Source organism: Rhizobium sp. PEPV16, assembly GCF_008919455.1.
In the GTDB taxonomy this organism is placed as follows: Bacteria; Pseudomonadota; Alphaproteobacteria; order Rhizobiales; family Rhizobiaceae; genus Rhizobium; species Rhizobium leguminosarum_Q.
This window is the reverse complement of the sequence record NZ_VSZV01000335.1, coordinates 52464-67939: the sequence shown is the minus strand read 5'-3', so window position 1 is coordinate 67939 and position 15476 is coordinate 52464. Positions and strand designations below refer to the sequence as shown.

The window sequence follows — 15476 nt, the reverse complement described above, 5'->3', positions numbered from 1 at the left end:
ATCGGATCAACTGCTTTCATTGCCGTTCCCTCCGATTAATCTCAGAGGCGAAACCCGCGGCGTCTTCTCCTCGAATTCGCGCAGTTTAGAGCGGGCGCGGGGGATGCGCGACATCAGCGTCCCCACTGGACTGCCAAGCGCCTCGGCGGCCTCCGGGTAGGAAAGGTCTTCGATCGCGACGAGCTGCAGCGCCTCGCGCTGTTCCTCCGGCAGGTCGAAGAAGGCGTCGCGCACCTGCTGCAGGCGTACGGCGTGTTCCTGGCCGGCCGGCAGCGACTGCTCGGCTTCGACAGCCGCCTCGTCGTGGCGGCGCGTCAACGACCGGTTCTGGCGAAGACGATCGATATGGGCATTGTGCAGGATGGAGAGCAGCCAGGTGCGCAGGTTGCCGCCGCTGCGGAAGCTTTTCCGCTTCTCGAAGGCGCGCACCAGCGCATCATGCACCAGATCCTCCGCCTCGTCCGAATTGCGCACCAGCGAGCGAGCGTAGCGCCGCAGCGCTGCAAGCTGTCCAATGACATCAAAGGGGCGATCTTTGCGTTCCATGATTGAGTATACGGAAATCCGGTGGATTTTATTCCCGGCGGGCGTAAAAAAATCATGCGGGGCCGAAACCGTCGCCGGATCATCTCAAATATCCCTCTCCAGCGGACGGGCGCCTTAAATCCGCGATTGTTTATGACAATTACATGACAGATCATGGCGCCGCTGATTTGGAGGGGAATAGAAAGAATGAAGGAAAAGAAGCGGGTCTACGAAGCTCTCGTGGACGGCGCCATGGAAGGGCTGACCGATCAGGCGCTCTACGATTTCGTCAAGGTGCGTTGTCCGAAGGCCACCAGCAGGAAGATCGTCCGGGCCTCGCTTCTCGCCCTGACCGATTCTCACCTGAAGGACCGCAATATTCTCGACGTGATCTATGCGCTCGCGATCAAGCATCGGTTGGATGACGGCGTACTGGACGACGGCGAAGACGAGGGCCCCGACGAGCAGCCTCAATCCTCGCAGGCGGCCAACCAGAACATTCCTCAGCTTTCCTGATGCAGATCATCTGAAACGCGACGCCTGCTCTCCGGTCAGCTGCCGTCCGAAAGCTCTTCGAGGATCGGACAGTCCGGCCTGTCGTTGCCGTGGCAGGCATGCACGAGATGCTCGAGCGTGCGGCGCAGTTCCGTCAGTTCGCGGATCTTGCGGTCGATCTCGGCAAGCTTGGTTTCAGCAATATCCTTGACGTCGGCGCTCGCCCGGTCCTTGTCCTCGTAGAGCGCCAGCAATTGACGGCATTCCTCGACGGAAAAGCCGAGGCCGCGCGAGCGCTGTAGGAATCGCAGCTTGTGGATGTCGGTCGCGGCATAGTCGCGATAGCCGTTTCCGCCCCTTTCGGGGCGGATGAGGCCGATGTCCTCGTAGTAGCGGATGGTCTTGGAAGGCAGGCCGGACCGTTCCGATGCTTCGCCGATATTCATCGCCATCACCTATAGTTTTGCAAAGCGCAGTCTCAGCGCATTTGATATCACCGAGACGGAGGACAGGCTCATCGCCGCCGCCGCGATCATCGGCGACAGCAGCAGCCCGAAGATCGGATAGAGCATGCCGGCCGCGACCGGTACGCCGAGCGCGTTGTAGCCGAAGGCGAAGCCGAGGTTCTGGCGGATGTTTCGCATCGTCGCCTCCGCCAGCCGCCGCGCCCTGACGATGCCGTTCAAATCGCCCTTTACCAATGTGATGCCGGCGCTTTCCATCGCGACGTCGGCGCCGGTACCCATGGCGATGCCGACATCGGCGGCGGCAAGCGCCGGCGCGTCGTTGACGCCGTCACCGGCCATGGCGATGATGGCGCCCTTGGTACGCAACTCGTCGATCAGCGCCTTCTTGCCTTCTGGAAGCACGTCGGCGCGCACCTCGTCGATGCCGAGGCTTTTTGCCACCGCACGCGCCGTCCGCTCGTTGTCGCCTGTCGCCATGATGATCTTCAACCCGCTGTCGTGCAGCGCCTTGATGGCGGCTGCTGTCGTCGGCTTGATTCGGTCGGCGACGGCGACAAGACCGGCAAGCGCACCGTCGAACACCACGAACATCACTGTCTTGCCGTCACCGCGCAGCGCTTCGGTCTGCTCGGCGAGTACCGCCGGATCAATGCCGAGATCGGTAAGCATCGCCGCATTGCCAAGCGCCACCGACGTGCCGTCGGCAAGGCCCTGAACGCCCTTACCGGTCTTTGCCTCGAAGCCGCTGACCTCGACGAAGGTGACGCCACGCTCCTCGGCACCGGAAACGATCGCTTCGGCCAGCGGATGTTCGGAGCCGCGCTCCAGGCTTGCCGCCAGCGACAGCAGCCTGTTTTCGCTAACCCCGCCGAAGGCGACGATATCGGTAAGCTTCGGCTTGCCTTCAGTCAGCGTGCCGGTCTTGTCGACGATCAGCGTGTCGACCTTTGAAAAACGCTCCAGCGCTTCGGCGTCCTTGATCAGCACGCCTTCCTGCGCGCCGCGCCCGGTCGCGATCATGATCGACATCGGCGTTGCAAGGCCGAGTGCACAGGGGCAGGCGATGATGAGAACGGCAACGGCGGCAAGCAGCCCATTGGCCATGCTCGGCTCCGGGCCGATCGCGGCCCAGACGATGAAGGCAAGGATGGCGACCGCAACCACCGCCGGCACGAAGACGGCCGAGACCCGGTCGACCGCACCCTGGATCGGCGCCCGCGAGCGTTGCGCCTTGGCGACCATGTCGACGATACGCGACAGCACCGTGTCTGCGCCGACCTTCTCGGCGGCCATGACGAATGTGCCGTTCTTGTTGATCGTGCCGCCGGTCAGCGGGTCGCCCTTCGACTTCTCCAGAGGCAGGGGCTCACCAGTGATCATCGATTCATCGACGGTCGACTGGCCTTCGAGGACGGAGCCGTCCACCGGCACCCGCTCGCCGGGGCGCACGCGGAGGCGATCACCAGGCTGGATCTGGTCCACCGGCACGTCGTTCTCGCTGCCCTCGGCATCGATGCGCCGCGCCGTCTTCGGCGCAAGGTCGAGCAAAGCACGGATTGCCGAGCCGGTACGTTCGCGCGCTTTCAGTTCCAGCACCTGGCCGACGAAAACGAGCGCGACGATGACGGCTGCCGCCTCGAAATAGACCGGTACGGCATCGCCATGGCCTCGGAAGCTCATCGGGAAGATGCCGGGCGCGAGCGTGGCGACGACGCTGTAGACATAGGCGGTGCCGACGCCGAGACCGATCAGTGTCCACATATTCGGGCTGCGGTTGGCAAGCGACGCCAATGCGCGGCGGAAGAAGGGCAGGGCCGCCCAGAGCACCACCGGCGTTGCCAGTAAGAGTTCGATGATGGTCGTCTGCGGCTCGCCGATCGCGTCCCGCAGCGGCAGGCCCAGCATCGGCCCCATGCCGAGCGCCAACAAAGGTATGGCAAGAATGGCGCTCACCCAGAGTCGCCTGATGAAATCGACGAGTTCCGGGTTCGGGCCTTCGTCCTCAGGCGGAATGCCCATCGGCTCCAGCGCCATGCCGCATTTCGGGCAGTCGCCGGGACGATCACTGATGACCTCCGGATGCATCGGGCAGGTATAAAGCGTACCCTTGGGTGCCGGCTGTGCCGCTGGGCGGTTGCCGTTGCGATAGGCTTCTGGGTCGGCTTCGAACTTCGCTCGGCAGGCGGCCGAGCAGAAATAGAATTTCTCGCCGTCGACTTTCAGAAAGTGTTTCGCCGTCGAGCGATCGACGGTCATGCCGCAGACGGGGTCCTTCGCGCTCAGGTAATCCTGCGGCGCAGCCGCAAACTTTGTCCGGCAGCCTTCGGAGCAGAAATGATAGGTGCGGCCGTCATAATCGAGCGAGGGCTTGCCGACGCGGGGGGCGACCGTCATGCCGCAGACAGGATCGCGGATCACCGCCTCGGCAAGCTTCTCCTGATCATGACCGGAGCAGCAATGATTATCCCCATTGGCGTGGCCGTGATGGTGATCGTGTTTAGAATCCATGACTATCTCCTATGGCCCGGAGGGCCGTTGGATAGGCTTATCCACCTTCCAGTGACTGGAAGGTCAAGCACTATTTTCATGGATTCGATTTTTGCGACGGCTGATCGTCAGATCGGGGTGATCAGCCCGACCGGCTGGCTCCCGAGCAGGGCGGCGATTGAAATGCTGCCACCGGGCTCGATTGTCTTTCCGGTCACCAGATCGGCCTTCAGACCATGAAGCGGGGAGGGGACGGCAACCGCCGTATCCTCCCAGAATTCCGCACCGGCAAAGAGCACGCCTGGATCGAGCCAGCCGAACATCAGCCGCGGCACCGCGATGATGGCGCAATCATCCTTATGCACCCGGGCAAAGGCAAGCACATGGTCGCGCCGGTTGCCCGTCACCTTCAGCGGCAGATAGTCGCCTCCAGCAAAGAGGTCTGCCTGCCGCTGGCGCAGCTGCAGGCCGATCCCAACAAGGCGCTGCTTCAACGCCGCCGCCTGCAGTTTGGCGATCGGCCCGGATTCGGCCAACCAGGCCGTCAGCGGCTGATGGTCGACCGGCCGGCGGTTGTCGGGATCGACGAGGCTGAAATCAAAGCCCTCCGCACCCTGGTAAATATCGGGAATGCCGGGGGCAGTCAGCTTGAGCAGCGTCTGCGACAGGCTGTTGAGGTAACCCGCCGCGATGAAAGGCTGCAGTACCCTTTCGAAATCCTCGAGGAAGACGTCATTGTCAGGCGAAACCAGTGCCGCAGCATAGGTGGTGACCGCTTCCTCGTAAGCGGCATCCTGTTCTGTCCAGCCGCTGCGCAGTTTCGCCTCGCGCACGGCCTTGACCGCATAATCGGTGAAGCGTGCGCGGAGTTCTTCCGTCTGTCCTCGGTCGAAATCCTCCGGCCAGATGCCGGCCAGGGCCTGATAGAGCATCCATTCGACATTCGGCTCCGGCGCTGCGCCCTCCGGCAGATCCTTCAGCCACGGCCGGTTCATGTCGCGCCAACGCTCGACCGCCTGGGCAAAAACATCCGCGCCCTCGCTCAACGCATAAAGCCTTGCGCGCGCATCCTCGCCGCGTTTGGTGTCGTGGGTGGCGCTTGCCGAAAGCCCATGCGGCTGCAGCCGCGCCCGTTCGGCCATGCGGCGGTGGAATTCCTCCGGGCCGCCAGGCGCCTTGCCCGGTTCGCCGCCGACTTCGTTTGCGGCAAGCAGCCTGTTATAGCGGTAGAACAGCGTATCTTCCGTCGCCTTCGCCATCACCGGCCCGCTCAATTGCTGGAAGCGGATACGGAAGTCATGGGCCGCGTCACCTTCGACCTTGCCTTCGAGAAGCTTCAGCACATGGTCGCATGCACGCCGATCGTCGAGCTGCGCCATGGCTTGCGACGCGGTTGCCGCAAGCACCGCTGAATCCTGCCAGGAAAGCGGTCCGCCGTCGCCATAGGTGCGGTAGACGGGAAAGGCGATCAGCAACTCGCTGAGCGCGGTGGCGATCTCGCCTCTCTTCACCTCGGGAAAGATGCCTGCTGCGATCGACACCAGCCTGTCGGTCTCGCCGGCGAAATTGCGTTCGATCATCAGTCGCTTGGCAATTCGCCGACCCTCCTCGAGATCGCCCGTCTCACCGGCGACGCCGCGATAGGCATCGTCTAATATGCGCAGACCGGCGCCGTCGATGAACAACTCGCCCAGCGCGGCGATGAATTCATATCCCGTGGTGCCGGCGACCGGCCAGCTCTCCGGCAGGACCTCGCCGGTTCCCAGGATCTTTTCCACGACGATATAGGTGTCCGGTCCGGCAGCCTCCCGCAGCCTGTCGAGATAGGCCGTGGGTTCGGCGAGCCCGTCGACATGATCGATACGCAGGCCCTGCACCTTGCCATGGCGCACCAGTTCGATCGCCAGCCGGTGCATGTCCTCGAACACGGGGGGATCTTCAACGCGGATGCCGACCAGTCCGGTCACCTCGAAAAAGCGGCGATAGCTCAGATGTCGTGCCGCCTCCTTCCAGTGGGTCAGCCGCCAATGCTGTGCCTCATGCAGGCTTCTGACGAAATCGCGATCGGCCGAGACCTCTTCGAGTTTTTGCCGGAGCACGGCCCGATCGCCGCCTTCGAAGAGAATGTCACGCATCGCGCGGTTGAAATTCTCGCCCGAGGTGACCGCTCCAGCCTCCGCCATTCGCGTTGCTACCGGATCGTCGAGCCGGTTTGCGATCGCTCCGTAACTCCCGGGGTTGAGTGGCAACAGCGTCTCGAAATGACCGAAGGCGAAGTTACCGTGCGTTTCGTCGAGCGTGATGCGCAGTTCGCCGTCGGCCAGTGCTCCCTCGAAGTCCTGGCCGAGCTGCGGCAGCGTCAGCGGTTCGCTCCAGTCGATGTCGAAATGGCTGAAATAGGCGCTTTGCCGGCCAGATGTCAGCACGTCGCGCCACCAGCCGTTTTCCGGCGAGGCCGACATGTGGTTGGGGACGATGTCGAGGATCAGCCCCATGCCCGCCGAGGCAAGGCTTTCCGTCAGCCGTTCGAATCCTGCCCGACCGCCGAGCGCCGGGTCGATCTCGTTGGCATCGGTGACGTCATAGCCGTGGGTAGAGCCGCTGACGGCGGTGAAGATCGGCGAGGCGTAGAGGTGGCTGATGCCGAGCGTCTTGAGGTAGGGGACGAGGTCGCAGGCGCAATCGAAGGTCATGCCGTTGCGGAATTGTATCCGGTAGGTCGCTGTCGGAAGTGTCATGGGGCCGTCTGACGTTGGAAGGAGATTGTCCCCAACGGTTGCAGCGCGGCTTTTGTTCCCTTACGACGCCGCGCGTCCTTCCAGACGCGCGAGGAACAATACGTTAGTCGATGAAAACGCCGACGCTTGCGGCGCGTCCGGCCGAGTCGATGACGGTCAGTTTCGAGTAGCCGCCGCCATCGGGCAGCCATTGCTGGGTGCGCCGGCGGGAGAGGTCGGGCAGCGGCTTGCCGTTGGCAAGCCAGCGGAACGGCGCACGGCCGCCCTGCAGCTTCAGCATCAGCGCCGACAGCTCGCCTTCTCCGGCACCGAGATCGACATGCGCGCCTTCGGGCGGATAGATGATCTGCGGTGCGGCCTCGCGGCCGGAGGCGAGCAGGCCGCTGGCATTGAGGGCGAAACGCCGCTGGCTTATCGGCAGCTCGGACTGGGCGATGCGCACGGCTCCCGCGGGCGGGCGGGGCAGCGGCGTCGTCGCGATGCCTGATTTGGCGAAACCTTCAAACAGGATGGGTGCTGCGGTACCATAACCGGTCAAGCCCGGCACGGCGCTGTTGTCAGGCCGCCCGACCCAGACGCCGAGCACATAGTGGCCATCATAGCCGACCGACCAGGCGTCGCGATAGCCGTAGCTCGTGCCGGTCTTGTAAGCGATGCCGCGCTGCGGCGCGCCTGCGGGGGGAATGACGCCGGAGAGAATATCGGCGACGTTCCAGACCGCGACCGGTTCCAGCAGCGGTTCGCCGTCGAGCTTGGCCGGTGCCCCGGTGACGCCGTCGCCGAGCCTAACCGGCTGGCCGCGATTGGCGAGCGCCGTATAGAGCTGCACCAGATCCTTCAGTGTGATGCCGACGCCGCCAAGCCCGATCGCAAGCCCCGGCGCCTCGTTCGGCGGCAGGACCGGGTGTACTTCGGCGCGGCGGAAGCGCACCATCAGCCGTGACGGCCCGACGGCATCGAGCAGCTTGACGGCCGGCACGTTCAGCGAAAGCTGCAGCGCCTCGCGCACGGTGACGTCGCCCTGGTAGCTCATGTCGAAATTGCGCGGCCGGTAGCCGAAGAAATCGGCGGGCCGGTCTTCGATGATCGTCTCCTGGGACACCAGGCCCTGCTCGAAGGCCAGCCCATAGATGAAGGGCTTCAGCGTCGAGCCCGGCGAGCGATTGACGCGCGTCATGTCGATCCAGCCGGAGCGGCTGGCGTCGAAATAATCGGCCGAGCCGACCTCGCCGACGATCGCGCCGGTCTGCGCATCGGCCATTATCATGGCGAGCGAAAGCTTCGGCCCGAGCTTCATGGCCGCTGCCCGCGCAACGGCCTCCAGCCCTTGCTGCACCTGTTTCCTCAGCGTCGTCTGATGCTTGAGAACCGTCGGCTCATTGCGCAGTGCTGCTTCGGCGACATGGGCGGCAAGTGCCGGCAACTGCATGCGCCGGGCCGGGATCGCGACACCCTCGGCCCGTTCGGCTTCACCGTCGCCAACGGCCTCGGCGACCGCGACGCGGTCGAGCACACGCTTGCGCGCGGCCTCGGCTGCCTTCAGCTTGCGGTCCGGCCGGCGCCGTTCCGGCAATTGCGGCAGGGCGACGAGCAGCGCCGCCTCGGCGACCGTCAGGCGCCGCGGTTCCTTGCCGAAATAGGCAAGGCTTGCGGCGCGCACGCCTTCCAGATTGCCGCCATAGGGCGCATGCGTCAGATAAAGGTCGAGGATCTCTTCCTTCGACAGCCGCCGCTCGATCTGCACGGCGCGCACCAATTGCAAGAGCTTTGCCGAAAGCGAGCGCCCTTCGCGCGGCTCGATCAGCCGCGCCACCTGCATTGACAGCGTCGAGGCGCCGGAAACGATGCGGCCGTTGCCGACCAATTGCGCGGCAGCGCGCCCGAGCGCCCAGGGGTCGATGCCGCCGTGATCGTAGAAACGCTGGTCCTCATAGGCGATCAGCATGCGCAGGAATTGCGGATCGACCTCGGGGACCGTCGTCTTCAGCCGCCAGCGGCCTTCCGACGTCGCAAAGGCACGCAACAATTGCCCATCGGCATCCAGCACTTCGGCAGACACGGCATTTGCCCTGTCCAGCGGCGGCGGAAAGGCCTTGTCGGCGGCATCGAGCGCAAAGAGAGCCGCGCCGGCAAGAATGATGCCGGCAGCCAACCCGATCGCAAACTTGTGCCGCCGCCTCATGGTTGCGCCGTCACGACCTCCATCTTGCCTGTTGCCGTGCGGGCCGAAAGCTCCGGCCGGTACATATCCTCGACGTTTGCGGCCGGATGGTCGTAGGTGCCGGGGGTGACGGCGCGCACGACATAGGCGACGTTGAATTCGCGGTTGTCGCCTGCTGCACGGTTGAAGGCGGCAACGAAGCGGTCGTAGCGGAATTCGGTATGGGCAGCGGAGATCTCGCCGATCCAGTCGAAATTCGTCATCTGGGCGCTGTCGACGAGGTTAGGATTGTCGATCTCGAAGCCGGCGGGCAGAAGGTCGGTAATGACGATGCGCGACGGCCAGTCATTGGTTTCGCGCACATGGATGACGACGACGTAGCGTTCGTTCTGCTTCGCCTCGCTGACATTCGCCTGCTCGCCGTCGAGCGTGTAATAAGTCCGCTCGATGATGAAGCCGTCGCCGCCGGCCGGCAGCGGCACTGTCGGGGCGGCAACGGTGGTGACCACCGCCGAGACCGTGTCGTTGGTCTGGTTGGTCAGCGTCAGCGGATGGCCAGCCAGGGCATCGCCGGTCATGCGTGCCATGTAGGCACGGGTGTGCGCGGCGCCATTGACATCGACCTTCAGGCCATCGTCACCGCCCTGGATGGCGCGCGCGGCGAGCAGCATCCAGGCCTCTTCCTGCGTGCTCTTGTATTTGCTGCGCTGCCATTCCTTGCCGACCGCCTTGGCAAGTTCCGGGATGACGGGCGGCACCGGCCGGCTTTCGGCGGCAAGCGCCAGGATCGCCGCGCCGTCGCGCAGGATCGTGCCGTAGTCGGTGCGCGACAGGTTCACGCGCGACACCATCGACTGCTCCGACATCTGCAGCGCGTCGAGGAAAATATTCTTCGAACGCTGCGCATCGCCGTAGAGCGCCAGCGCGGCGGCGATATGCGCCTTGGCGAGCGGCGTCGGGAAGTCGTTGATCATCGTATCGGCATAGTAACGCAGATCGCTGATCGCAGCCTTCTTGTTGCGGGCAAGGACGTAGATGGCATAGGCGATCTGGTCGCCCTGGCCCTTGATGTCGGTGGTGTAGGACAACGTGTTCTGCAGGTTTTCGAGCGCCTGCACGAAAGCCCTTTCCGGCACGTCGTATTTCATTTCGCGGGCCCGTGTCAGGAAATCGGTGACATAGGAATCGAGCCAGACATCGCCCGAATCCGGCCCCCAGAGGCCGAAGCTGCCGGCCGAGGCCTGATAGGAGAGCACGCGGTAGATCGCATCCTGCACGCGCTTCTTCACATCATCATCGTTTGCCATGCCGGCCTGCTTCGCCACCTCGGCGAGGTAGAGCAGCGGCAGCGCCCGGCTGGTGGTCTGCTCGGCGCAGCCGAGGGGATAGCGGTCGAGCGTCATCAGCAGGGCCGGGATATCGAAGGCGGCCGAACGGGTGACGTTGACGCTGATCGAGGCGCCGGGCAGCACACTGTCGGCGAGCAGGTTCTTGTCGACGGTGAGCTTTGCCCCCGGCTTCAGCGCCAGCACCCTACGTTCGGTGATCGGCAAGGAGGCCGGGCGCACCGGCACGTCGATCGTCTGGTCGAGCGAAAGGCCGGAAGCGTCGGAGAGGTTGATCGAGACGCTGCCGGCGCCCGGCTGTTTGCCGATGAGCGAAAGCGTCAGCTCGGATTTCGCGCCGGCCTCAAGGCGGATCGTCTGCGAGGCGGATGCCTGCTCAATGCCGACCGCGTCATTGCCGGTCAGCTGCAGCTTGTAATCGCCGGCCGGTGCATCGGTATTGGCGATGTCGAGGCGCAGATTGGCCTTGTCGCCGGGGGAGAGGAACTTCGGCAGGCTTGCGGTCACCACGACAGGATCGCGGATGATGACATCCTTGACGCCGTGGCCGACGCCTGATTTCGACCAGGCGACCGCCATGACGCGTGCCGTGCCGTTGAACTGCGGGATGTCGAAGGAGACATTGGCCTTGCCTTCGGCGTCGAGCCTCACCGGCCCGGAGAAGAATGCGACGAGCTTCTGCGTCGGCGGGCTTGCCTGCAGCGCGATGGCACCGCCATCACCGCCGGTCCGAAGCTTACCGGTCGCACCCAGCGAGCCATCGATCAGGCGGCCATAGAGGTCGCGGATTTCAAGGCCGAGCTGGCGCTGGCCGAAATACCAGTCCTCCGGGTTCGGCGGTTCGTAGCGCGTCAGGTTGAGAATGCCGACATCGACGGCGGCTACCGTCACATAGGCGTCCTCGTTGGCGCCGGCGCCTGCCACCTGCAGGCCAATGTTCAGTGGCCCGCGCGGCAGCATCTTTTCAGGCGTGTCGAGCGTTACCTGCAGCGCGCGCTGTTCGGGGTCGACTTTCAGCCATTTGATGCCGATCGAGCGCATCGGCATATGGCTGTCCTGGGCGTCGCCGGGACGGAAGAGCGTGGCGGTCACATAGGCGCCGGCACCCCAATCAGCCGTGACGGGGATATCGACCTCGCCGCCGGTCTCGCCGATCGTGGCGTTCTGCACGGCAACCAGCTTTTCGGTTCCTGATGTCACCATCAGTTCGCCGCCATGGCGCGAGGTGACTTTCAGCTTGGCGGTTTCACCGATCTTGTAACTGTCCTTGTCGAGGGCGATTTCCAGCCCATCGGGCGTTTCGGTCGAGGTCGAGCTCACGAACCAGCCGGCGTCCAGTTCGACGCTGGAGGTCGGACCGTCCGCATCGGGGCTTTCCACTTCGAGGCGATAGCGGCCCCAGCCCACCGGCACGGAGATCTTGCCGCCGTCCATCGTCGCGTCGACGCTGCCGTTGGAGACCTGCTCGGCGGTATAGACCGGCTCATATTTCCATGCCGTTCCCTCGCGATACCATTGGTACTCACGGTTGAGGCTGTAGAATTTCCAGCGCAGGCCCTTCGCCTCCTGCTTCTGTCCATCGGCATTGACGCCGATCACCGTGAAGTTGGCGATCGAGTTCTCCGGCAGGTCGTCGGAAAATTCCGGCTTGATGCCGATCGACGCGCGCTCGTTCTTCACCGGAATGGTCAGCGTGCGCTCGATGGCGCGCCCACCCGCCTCCTGCATGCGCATATAGACCGTGGCGTTGAGCAGTTGCGTCGTTGCCGGCAGTTCGCTGATGGTGAGATCCGTCGAGGCTTCGCCATTCTCGTCGAGTTCCGGCAGGCCGCCGATCGGCAGGCGCGAATCCTCGCTCGCCTCTTCGTCGGCAAGCCCGAAGAAGAAGCCCTTGTGGGCCGCGCTCTCGCGCGTCGGCTTGATGACGACGTCGCCTTCGAGCGTCAGGCCGGCGGCCGGGGCGCCGTAGAGATATTTGCCCGAAACGGTGATCGTCGCCGGCGTGTCCGGACCGACTTCCTTGGCCTCGGTCTTGATCTCCATGTCGGTGCGATCGGGCACGAAATCGTCGACGAGGAAACTCTTGGTGGCGATCGCGCTGCCCTTGGGATCGGTATAGATGTTCATCGTCCAGGTGCCGCGCATGGCGTTTTCCTGGGTCGGGAAATCGACGGTATAACCGCCGAGATTGCTGGTCTGGTTGACGATCCGCCGGTCTTCGACACCGTCGGGGCGGCTGAAGATGAAGGTGAGCGGCAGGTTCTCGATGGCGTTGCCATCGGTGTCGCGGGCGAGCGACTGCGCATGCACCGTCTCGCCGGCGCGGTAGATGCCGCGTTCGGTAAACGTCAGCACGTCGATCGCGCCGGGTGCCGCGCGACCCGTCACGCCGCGGTCGGAAAGGTCGAAGCCGGCCCGCGTCATGTCGAGGAAGACGTAGTCCAAGGTCCCGTTCCTGGCGGTAACGACGGCGGGCGTCAGCGCCGCCGTGCCGCGGATCAGGCCGGCGGTGAAGGTGGCGCGGCCGTCCGCGTCGGTCGTCGCGGTGCCGAGGACTTCATTGTTCTTTGCGAGCAGCTGCAGCTCGACGCCTGATATCGGCTTGGCCGAGGCGAGCGAGCGGGTAAAGACGTTGAGCCCGTCCGTGCCGGCATAGGTGGTGACGCCGATATCGGAGACCAGGAACCATTGCGTCGCCTGCGAATCCCACTCCTGCGCCGGGCCGTTTGCCGCCGTTGCGGTCATCACATAGATGCCGGGCTTACGTTCGGGCAGCGCCTCGTCGACCGGGAAGCTGGTGACGATGTCCTTGTTGAGCTCGTTGGCGATATCGATCGAGCCCTGCCAGACGAGTTCGCCGTTCTGATCCTGGATGTTCTGGGCGCTGTAGCCGTCGAGCTGGCTCAGGAACTGCGAATTGGTCAGCAGCGGCGCGATGGCACGATCGCCGATGCGGTAGAGTTTCAAGTTGGCCGAGGTCATGTTGACCGAGACGATCGGGATGCCGCGGCGCGCCGTCGAGGGCAGCACGAAGCTGTCGCCGGTGAAACGCACCATCTGGCTGCGGTCCTTGATATAGACGTCGATGCTGACAGGTGCTTCGAGCACCTCGTCGACTGATGACGGCAGGCCCGTACGGAAGGCGATCTTGTAGGTCTGGCCATGCGTCAGCCCCTCGACGCAGATCTGCTTGTTCTTGGTTTCCAGCGCCTTCGGCGCTTCGCCGTTCAGCATCACGAAGGGCGTGTAGTCGGTGGTTTTGACCAGCGCCTCGGAGAAGGTGACGCAGGCACGCGGCGTGGCGCTGTCGGCATCGACCGTGTGTTCGGTGACGCGGAAGCCCTGCGTCGATTTCAGCTGCAGGTAGGCCGCCTGCACATCCTTGGCACCGACAAGCGCCAGGCTCGCCTTGTAGGCGTCGAGCGCCGGGCGGTAATTGGCATTCCGCTCCAGCGCAGTGGCGAGCACGGCGAGCGCCTCGGCGCGTTTGGAGGTGGTGCGCGTCAGCTCGTAACCGTTCAGCGCGTCGACCACCGCCTGTCCCGTCGTGCTACTCTCGGCGCTGCCGAGCGAGGCTGCTGCGCGGGCGGTTTCGAGCCAGAGATCGGCGTCGTCAGGTGTGATCGACAGCGCACCATGGAAGGACTTCAGCGCGTCGGCCAGATTGTTGGCGGTGAGGTCGAGGCGGGCGTTGGCCGTCAGGCTGTCGACGCCCTGGCCCTGCTGGTCCTCGGCAAGCGTGAGATTGTCCTTGAAGTCGTGGGCCTGCTGGATGAGATCGTTGCTCAGGAAGGTCAGGCGCGGCGCAGCACCGATATCCCGCTCCTGTTGGCCGGCCGTTTCGACGATCTTGCCGGCGATGGCGCCGGGGAAGGCGTTCATTGTCTTGAAATCGGATTTGAGGAAGCACCATTTCACCTTGGGATTGTAGGTGAAGGCCTTGCAGCTCTTGTCGCCGATGCAGGAGGTCTTGCACTGATCGAGCGAGACGTTCTGCTCGGTGCGAAGATCGAAGCCGAAGAAATCGGCGTCCTTGATCGTCTGGATGTCGCGCTTGGTGTCCGCAGCGACGGCGGGAAAGCTGATGGCGATCATGGAAAATGCGATTGTCGCGAAAGCGAAGAACGAGCGCACGGACATAGTTTCCCCCCGGAAATGCTGGCTCTGACCGGCGGGCACTGTCCTCACTCCTCGCGAGATTGTCAACTCAAGTTGAGCGCTGTTTCATGTTCGCACAGGCGCTTTCGTCTGGCTGTCACATCGGCGTGAGTGACCGCCTTGTGATTTGCGGCATCTACAAGGATGAGCAAGTATTTGGGCCGTCGCAGGAGGTAGCGCCATGTCCACGTCTTCCCACCGCAGGAGCCTTGCCGCGCTCCTTGCTGCCACTCTATTCTCGCTCGGCGTGTGTGCCGCGGACGCGGCCGAGGATGCCGTCGTCATCCCGCCGCCGGCCGTTGACGAGGTGGCCAGCGCAGGCACCGAGACCGCCATTTTCGCCGGCGGCTGTTTCTGGGGTGTCCAGGGCGTCTTCCAGCACGTGAAGGGTGTCGAGAGCGCCGTCTCCGGTTATGCCGGCGGCGACGCCAAAACGGCGCAGTATGAAACCGTCAGCACCGGCTCGACGGGTCACGCCGAAGCCGTCCAGGTGACGTTCGATCCGAAACAGGTGAGCTACGGCAAGTTGCTGCAGATCTTCTTCTCGGTGGCGCACAACCCGACGCAGCTGAATTTCCAGGGTCCGGACCGGGGAACGCAGTACCGTTCGGCGGTGTTCGTCTCAGATCCGCAACAGCGCAAGGTCGCCGAGAGTTATATCAGCCAGCTCGACAAGGCGCATGCCTTCCCGCAGCCGATCGTCACCAAAGTATCCGAAACGACAGGTTTCTATCCGGCCGAAGCCTATCATCAGGATTTCCTGACGCTCAATCCGACCTATCCCTATATCGTCCACAACGATCTGCCGAAAATCGAGAACCTGAAGTCGCTGTTTCCCGCCGACTACCGCGGCAAACCGGTGCTCGTGATGAAGGTCAAGGGCTGATTAACCCATCGGTGCTGGCATTATCGGGGGCGGCCATGGTGCCGCCTTTTTTTCGCCAACTCTGTGCACTTAAGAATTTATCAACGTTAACAATATCTTAAATATAAAAAACGGCGTTCCACCGCGGAACATATCGTCGAGTTGCCCGTTACCACCTTGAGTTTCGCGTGGGATAGGCTGCCGGAGCGGATCCCTCTTTAGAAGTACAGGCGT

General features: G+C 63.8%; 8 protein-coding genes. 2 read left to right on the top strand and 6 right to left on the bottom strand.

Annotation, left to right across the window (positions count from 1 at the left end):
- Window positions 1-6: 6 nt before the first annotated feature.
- Window positions 7-546, bottom strand: coding sequence for a sigma-70 family RNA polymerase sigma factor (locus tag FY112_RS24570; RefSeq protein ID WP_151519472.1), 540 nt, complete (start codon window positions 544-546; stop codon window positions 7-9).
- Between the two features lie 186 nt (window positions 547-732).
- Between FY112_RS24570 and FY112_RS24565 the strand changes: the two genes are divergently transcribed.
- The gene (locus FY112_RS24565; RefSeq protein WP_151519471.1) at window positions 733-1041 is read left to right on the top strand and encodes a hypothetical protein; all 309 of its coding nucleotides are present in this window, start codon (window positions 733-735) and stop codon (window positions 1039-1041) included.
- Window positions 1042-1076: 35 nt separating this feature from the next.
- Here the strand turns inward: FY112_RS24565 and cueR are convergent, their stop codons facing one another.
- The 5 genes from cueR to FY112_RS24540 form a co-directional block, all read right to left on the bottom strand.
- Window positions 1077-1466: a Cu(I)-responsive transcriptional regulator gene (gene cueR / locus FY112_RS24560; RefSeq protein WP_026158357.1), complete on the bottom strand. Its 390-nt coding sequence runs from the start codon at window positions 1464-1466 to the stop codon at window positions 1077-1079.
- Between the two features lie 9 nt (window positions 1467-1475).
- Window positions 1476-3995, bottom strand: a complete 2520-nt coding sequence (locus tag FY112_RS24555) for a heavy metal translocating P-type ATPase (protein WP_151519470.1) — start codon at window positions 3993-3995, stop codon at window positions 1476-1478.
- A 107-nt stretch (window positions 3996-4102) separates the two neighbouring features.
- On the bottom strand, window positions 4103-6712 hold the full coding sequence (treY, locus tag FY112_RS24550; RefSeq protein ID WP_151519469.1) for a malto-oligosyltrehalose synthase: 2610 nt from the start codon (window positions 6710-6712) through the stop codon (window positions 4103-4105).
- Window positions 6713-6815: 103 nt separating this feature from the next.
- Window positions 6816-8894, bottom strand: a complete 2079-nt coding sequence (pbpC, locus tag FY112_RS24545) for a penicillin-binding protein 1C (RefSeq protein ID WP_151519468.1) — start codon at window positions 8892-8894, stop codon at window positions 6816-6818.
- On the bottom strand, window positions 8891-14359 hold the full coding sequence (locus tag FY112_RS24540; protein WP_151519467.1) for an alpha-2-macroglobulin family protein: 5469 nt from the start codon (window positions 14357-14359) through the stop codon (window positions 8891-8893). Before FY112_RS24540 ends, pbpC begins: the two co-directional genes overlap by 4 nt.
- 199 nt (window positions 14360-14558) lie before the next feature.
- Between FY112_RS24540 and msrA the strand changes: the two genes are divergently transcribed.
- Window positions 14559-15263 (top strand): peptide-methionine (S)-S-oxide reductase MsrA, encoded by a 705-nt coding sequence (msrA, locus tag FY112_RS24535; RefSeq protein ID WP_151519466.1) that lies wholly within the window; start codon window positions 14559-14561, stop codon window positions 15261-15263.
- Window positions 15264-15476 lie beyond the last annotated feature (213 nt).

What these genes read in the sequence shown, in the direction of transcription:
- FY112_RS24570 (WP_151519472.1), bottom strand. Translation starts at nt 546, where the DNA reads ATGGAACGCAAAGATCGCCCCTTTGATGTCATTGGACAGCTTGCAGCG.
- FY112_RS24565 (WP_151519471.1), top strand. Translation starts at nt 733, where the DNA reads ATGAAGGAAAAGAAGCGGGTCTACGAAGCTCTCGTGGACGGCGCCATG.
- cueR (WP_026158357.1), bottom strand. Translation starts at nt 1,466, where the DNA reads ATGAATATCGGCGAAGCATCGGAACGGTCCGGCCTGCCTTCCAAGACC.
- FY112_RS24555 (WP_151519470.1), bottom strand. Translation starts at nt 3,995, where the DNA reads ATGGATTCTAAACACGATCACCATCACGGCCACGCCAATGGGGATAAT.
- treY (WP_151519469.1), bottom strand. Translation starts at nt 6,712, where the DNA reads ATGACACTTCCGACAGCGACCTACCGGATACAATTCCGCAACGGCATG.
- pbpC (WP_151519468.1), bottom strand. Translation starts at nt 8,894, where the DNA reads ATGAGGCGGCGGCACAAGTTTGCGATCGGGTTGGCTGCCGGCATCATT.
- FY112_RS24540 (WP_151519467.1), bottom strand. Translation starts at nt 14,359, where the DNA reads ATGTCCGTGCGCTCGTTCTTCGCTTTCGCGACAATCGCATTTTCCATG.
- msrA (WP_151519466.1), top strand. Translation starts at nt 14,559, where the DNA reads ATGTCCACGTCTTCCCACCGCAGGAGCCTTGCCGCGCTCCTTGCTGCC.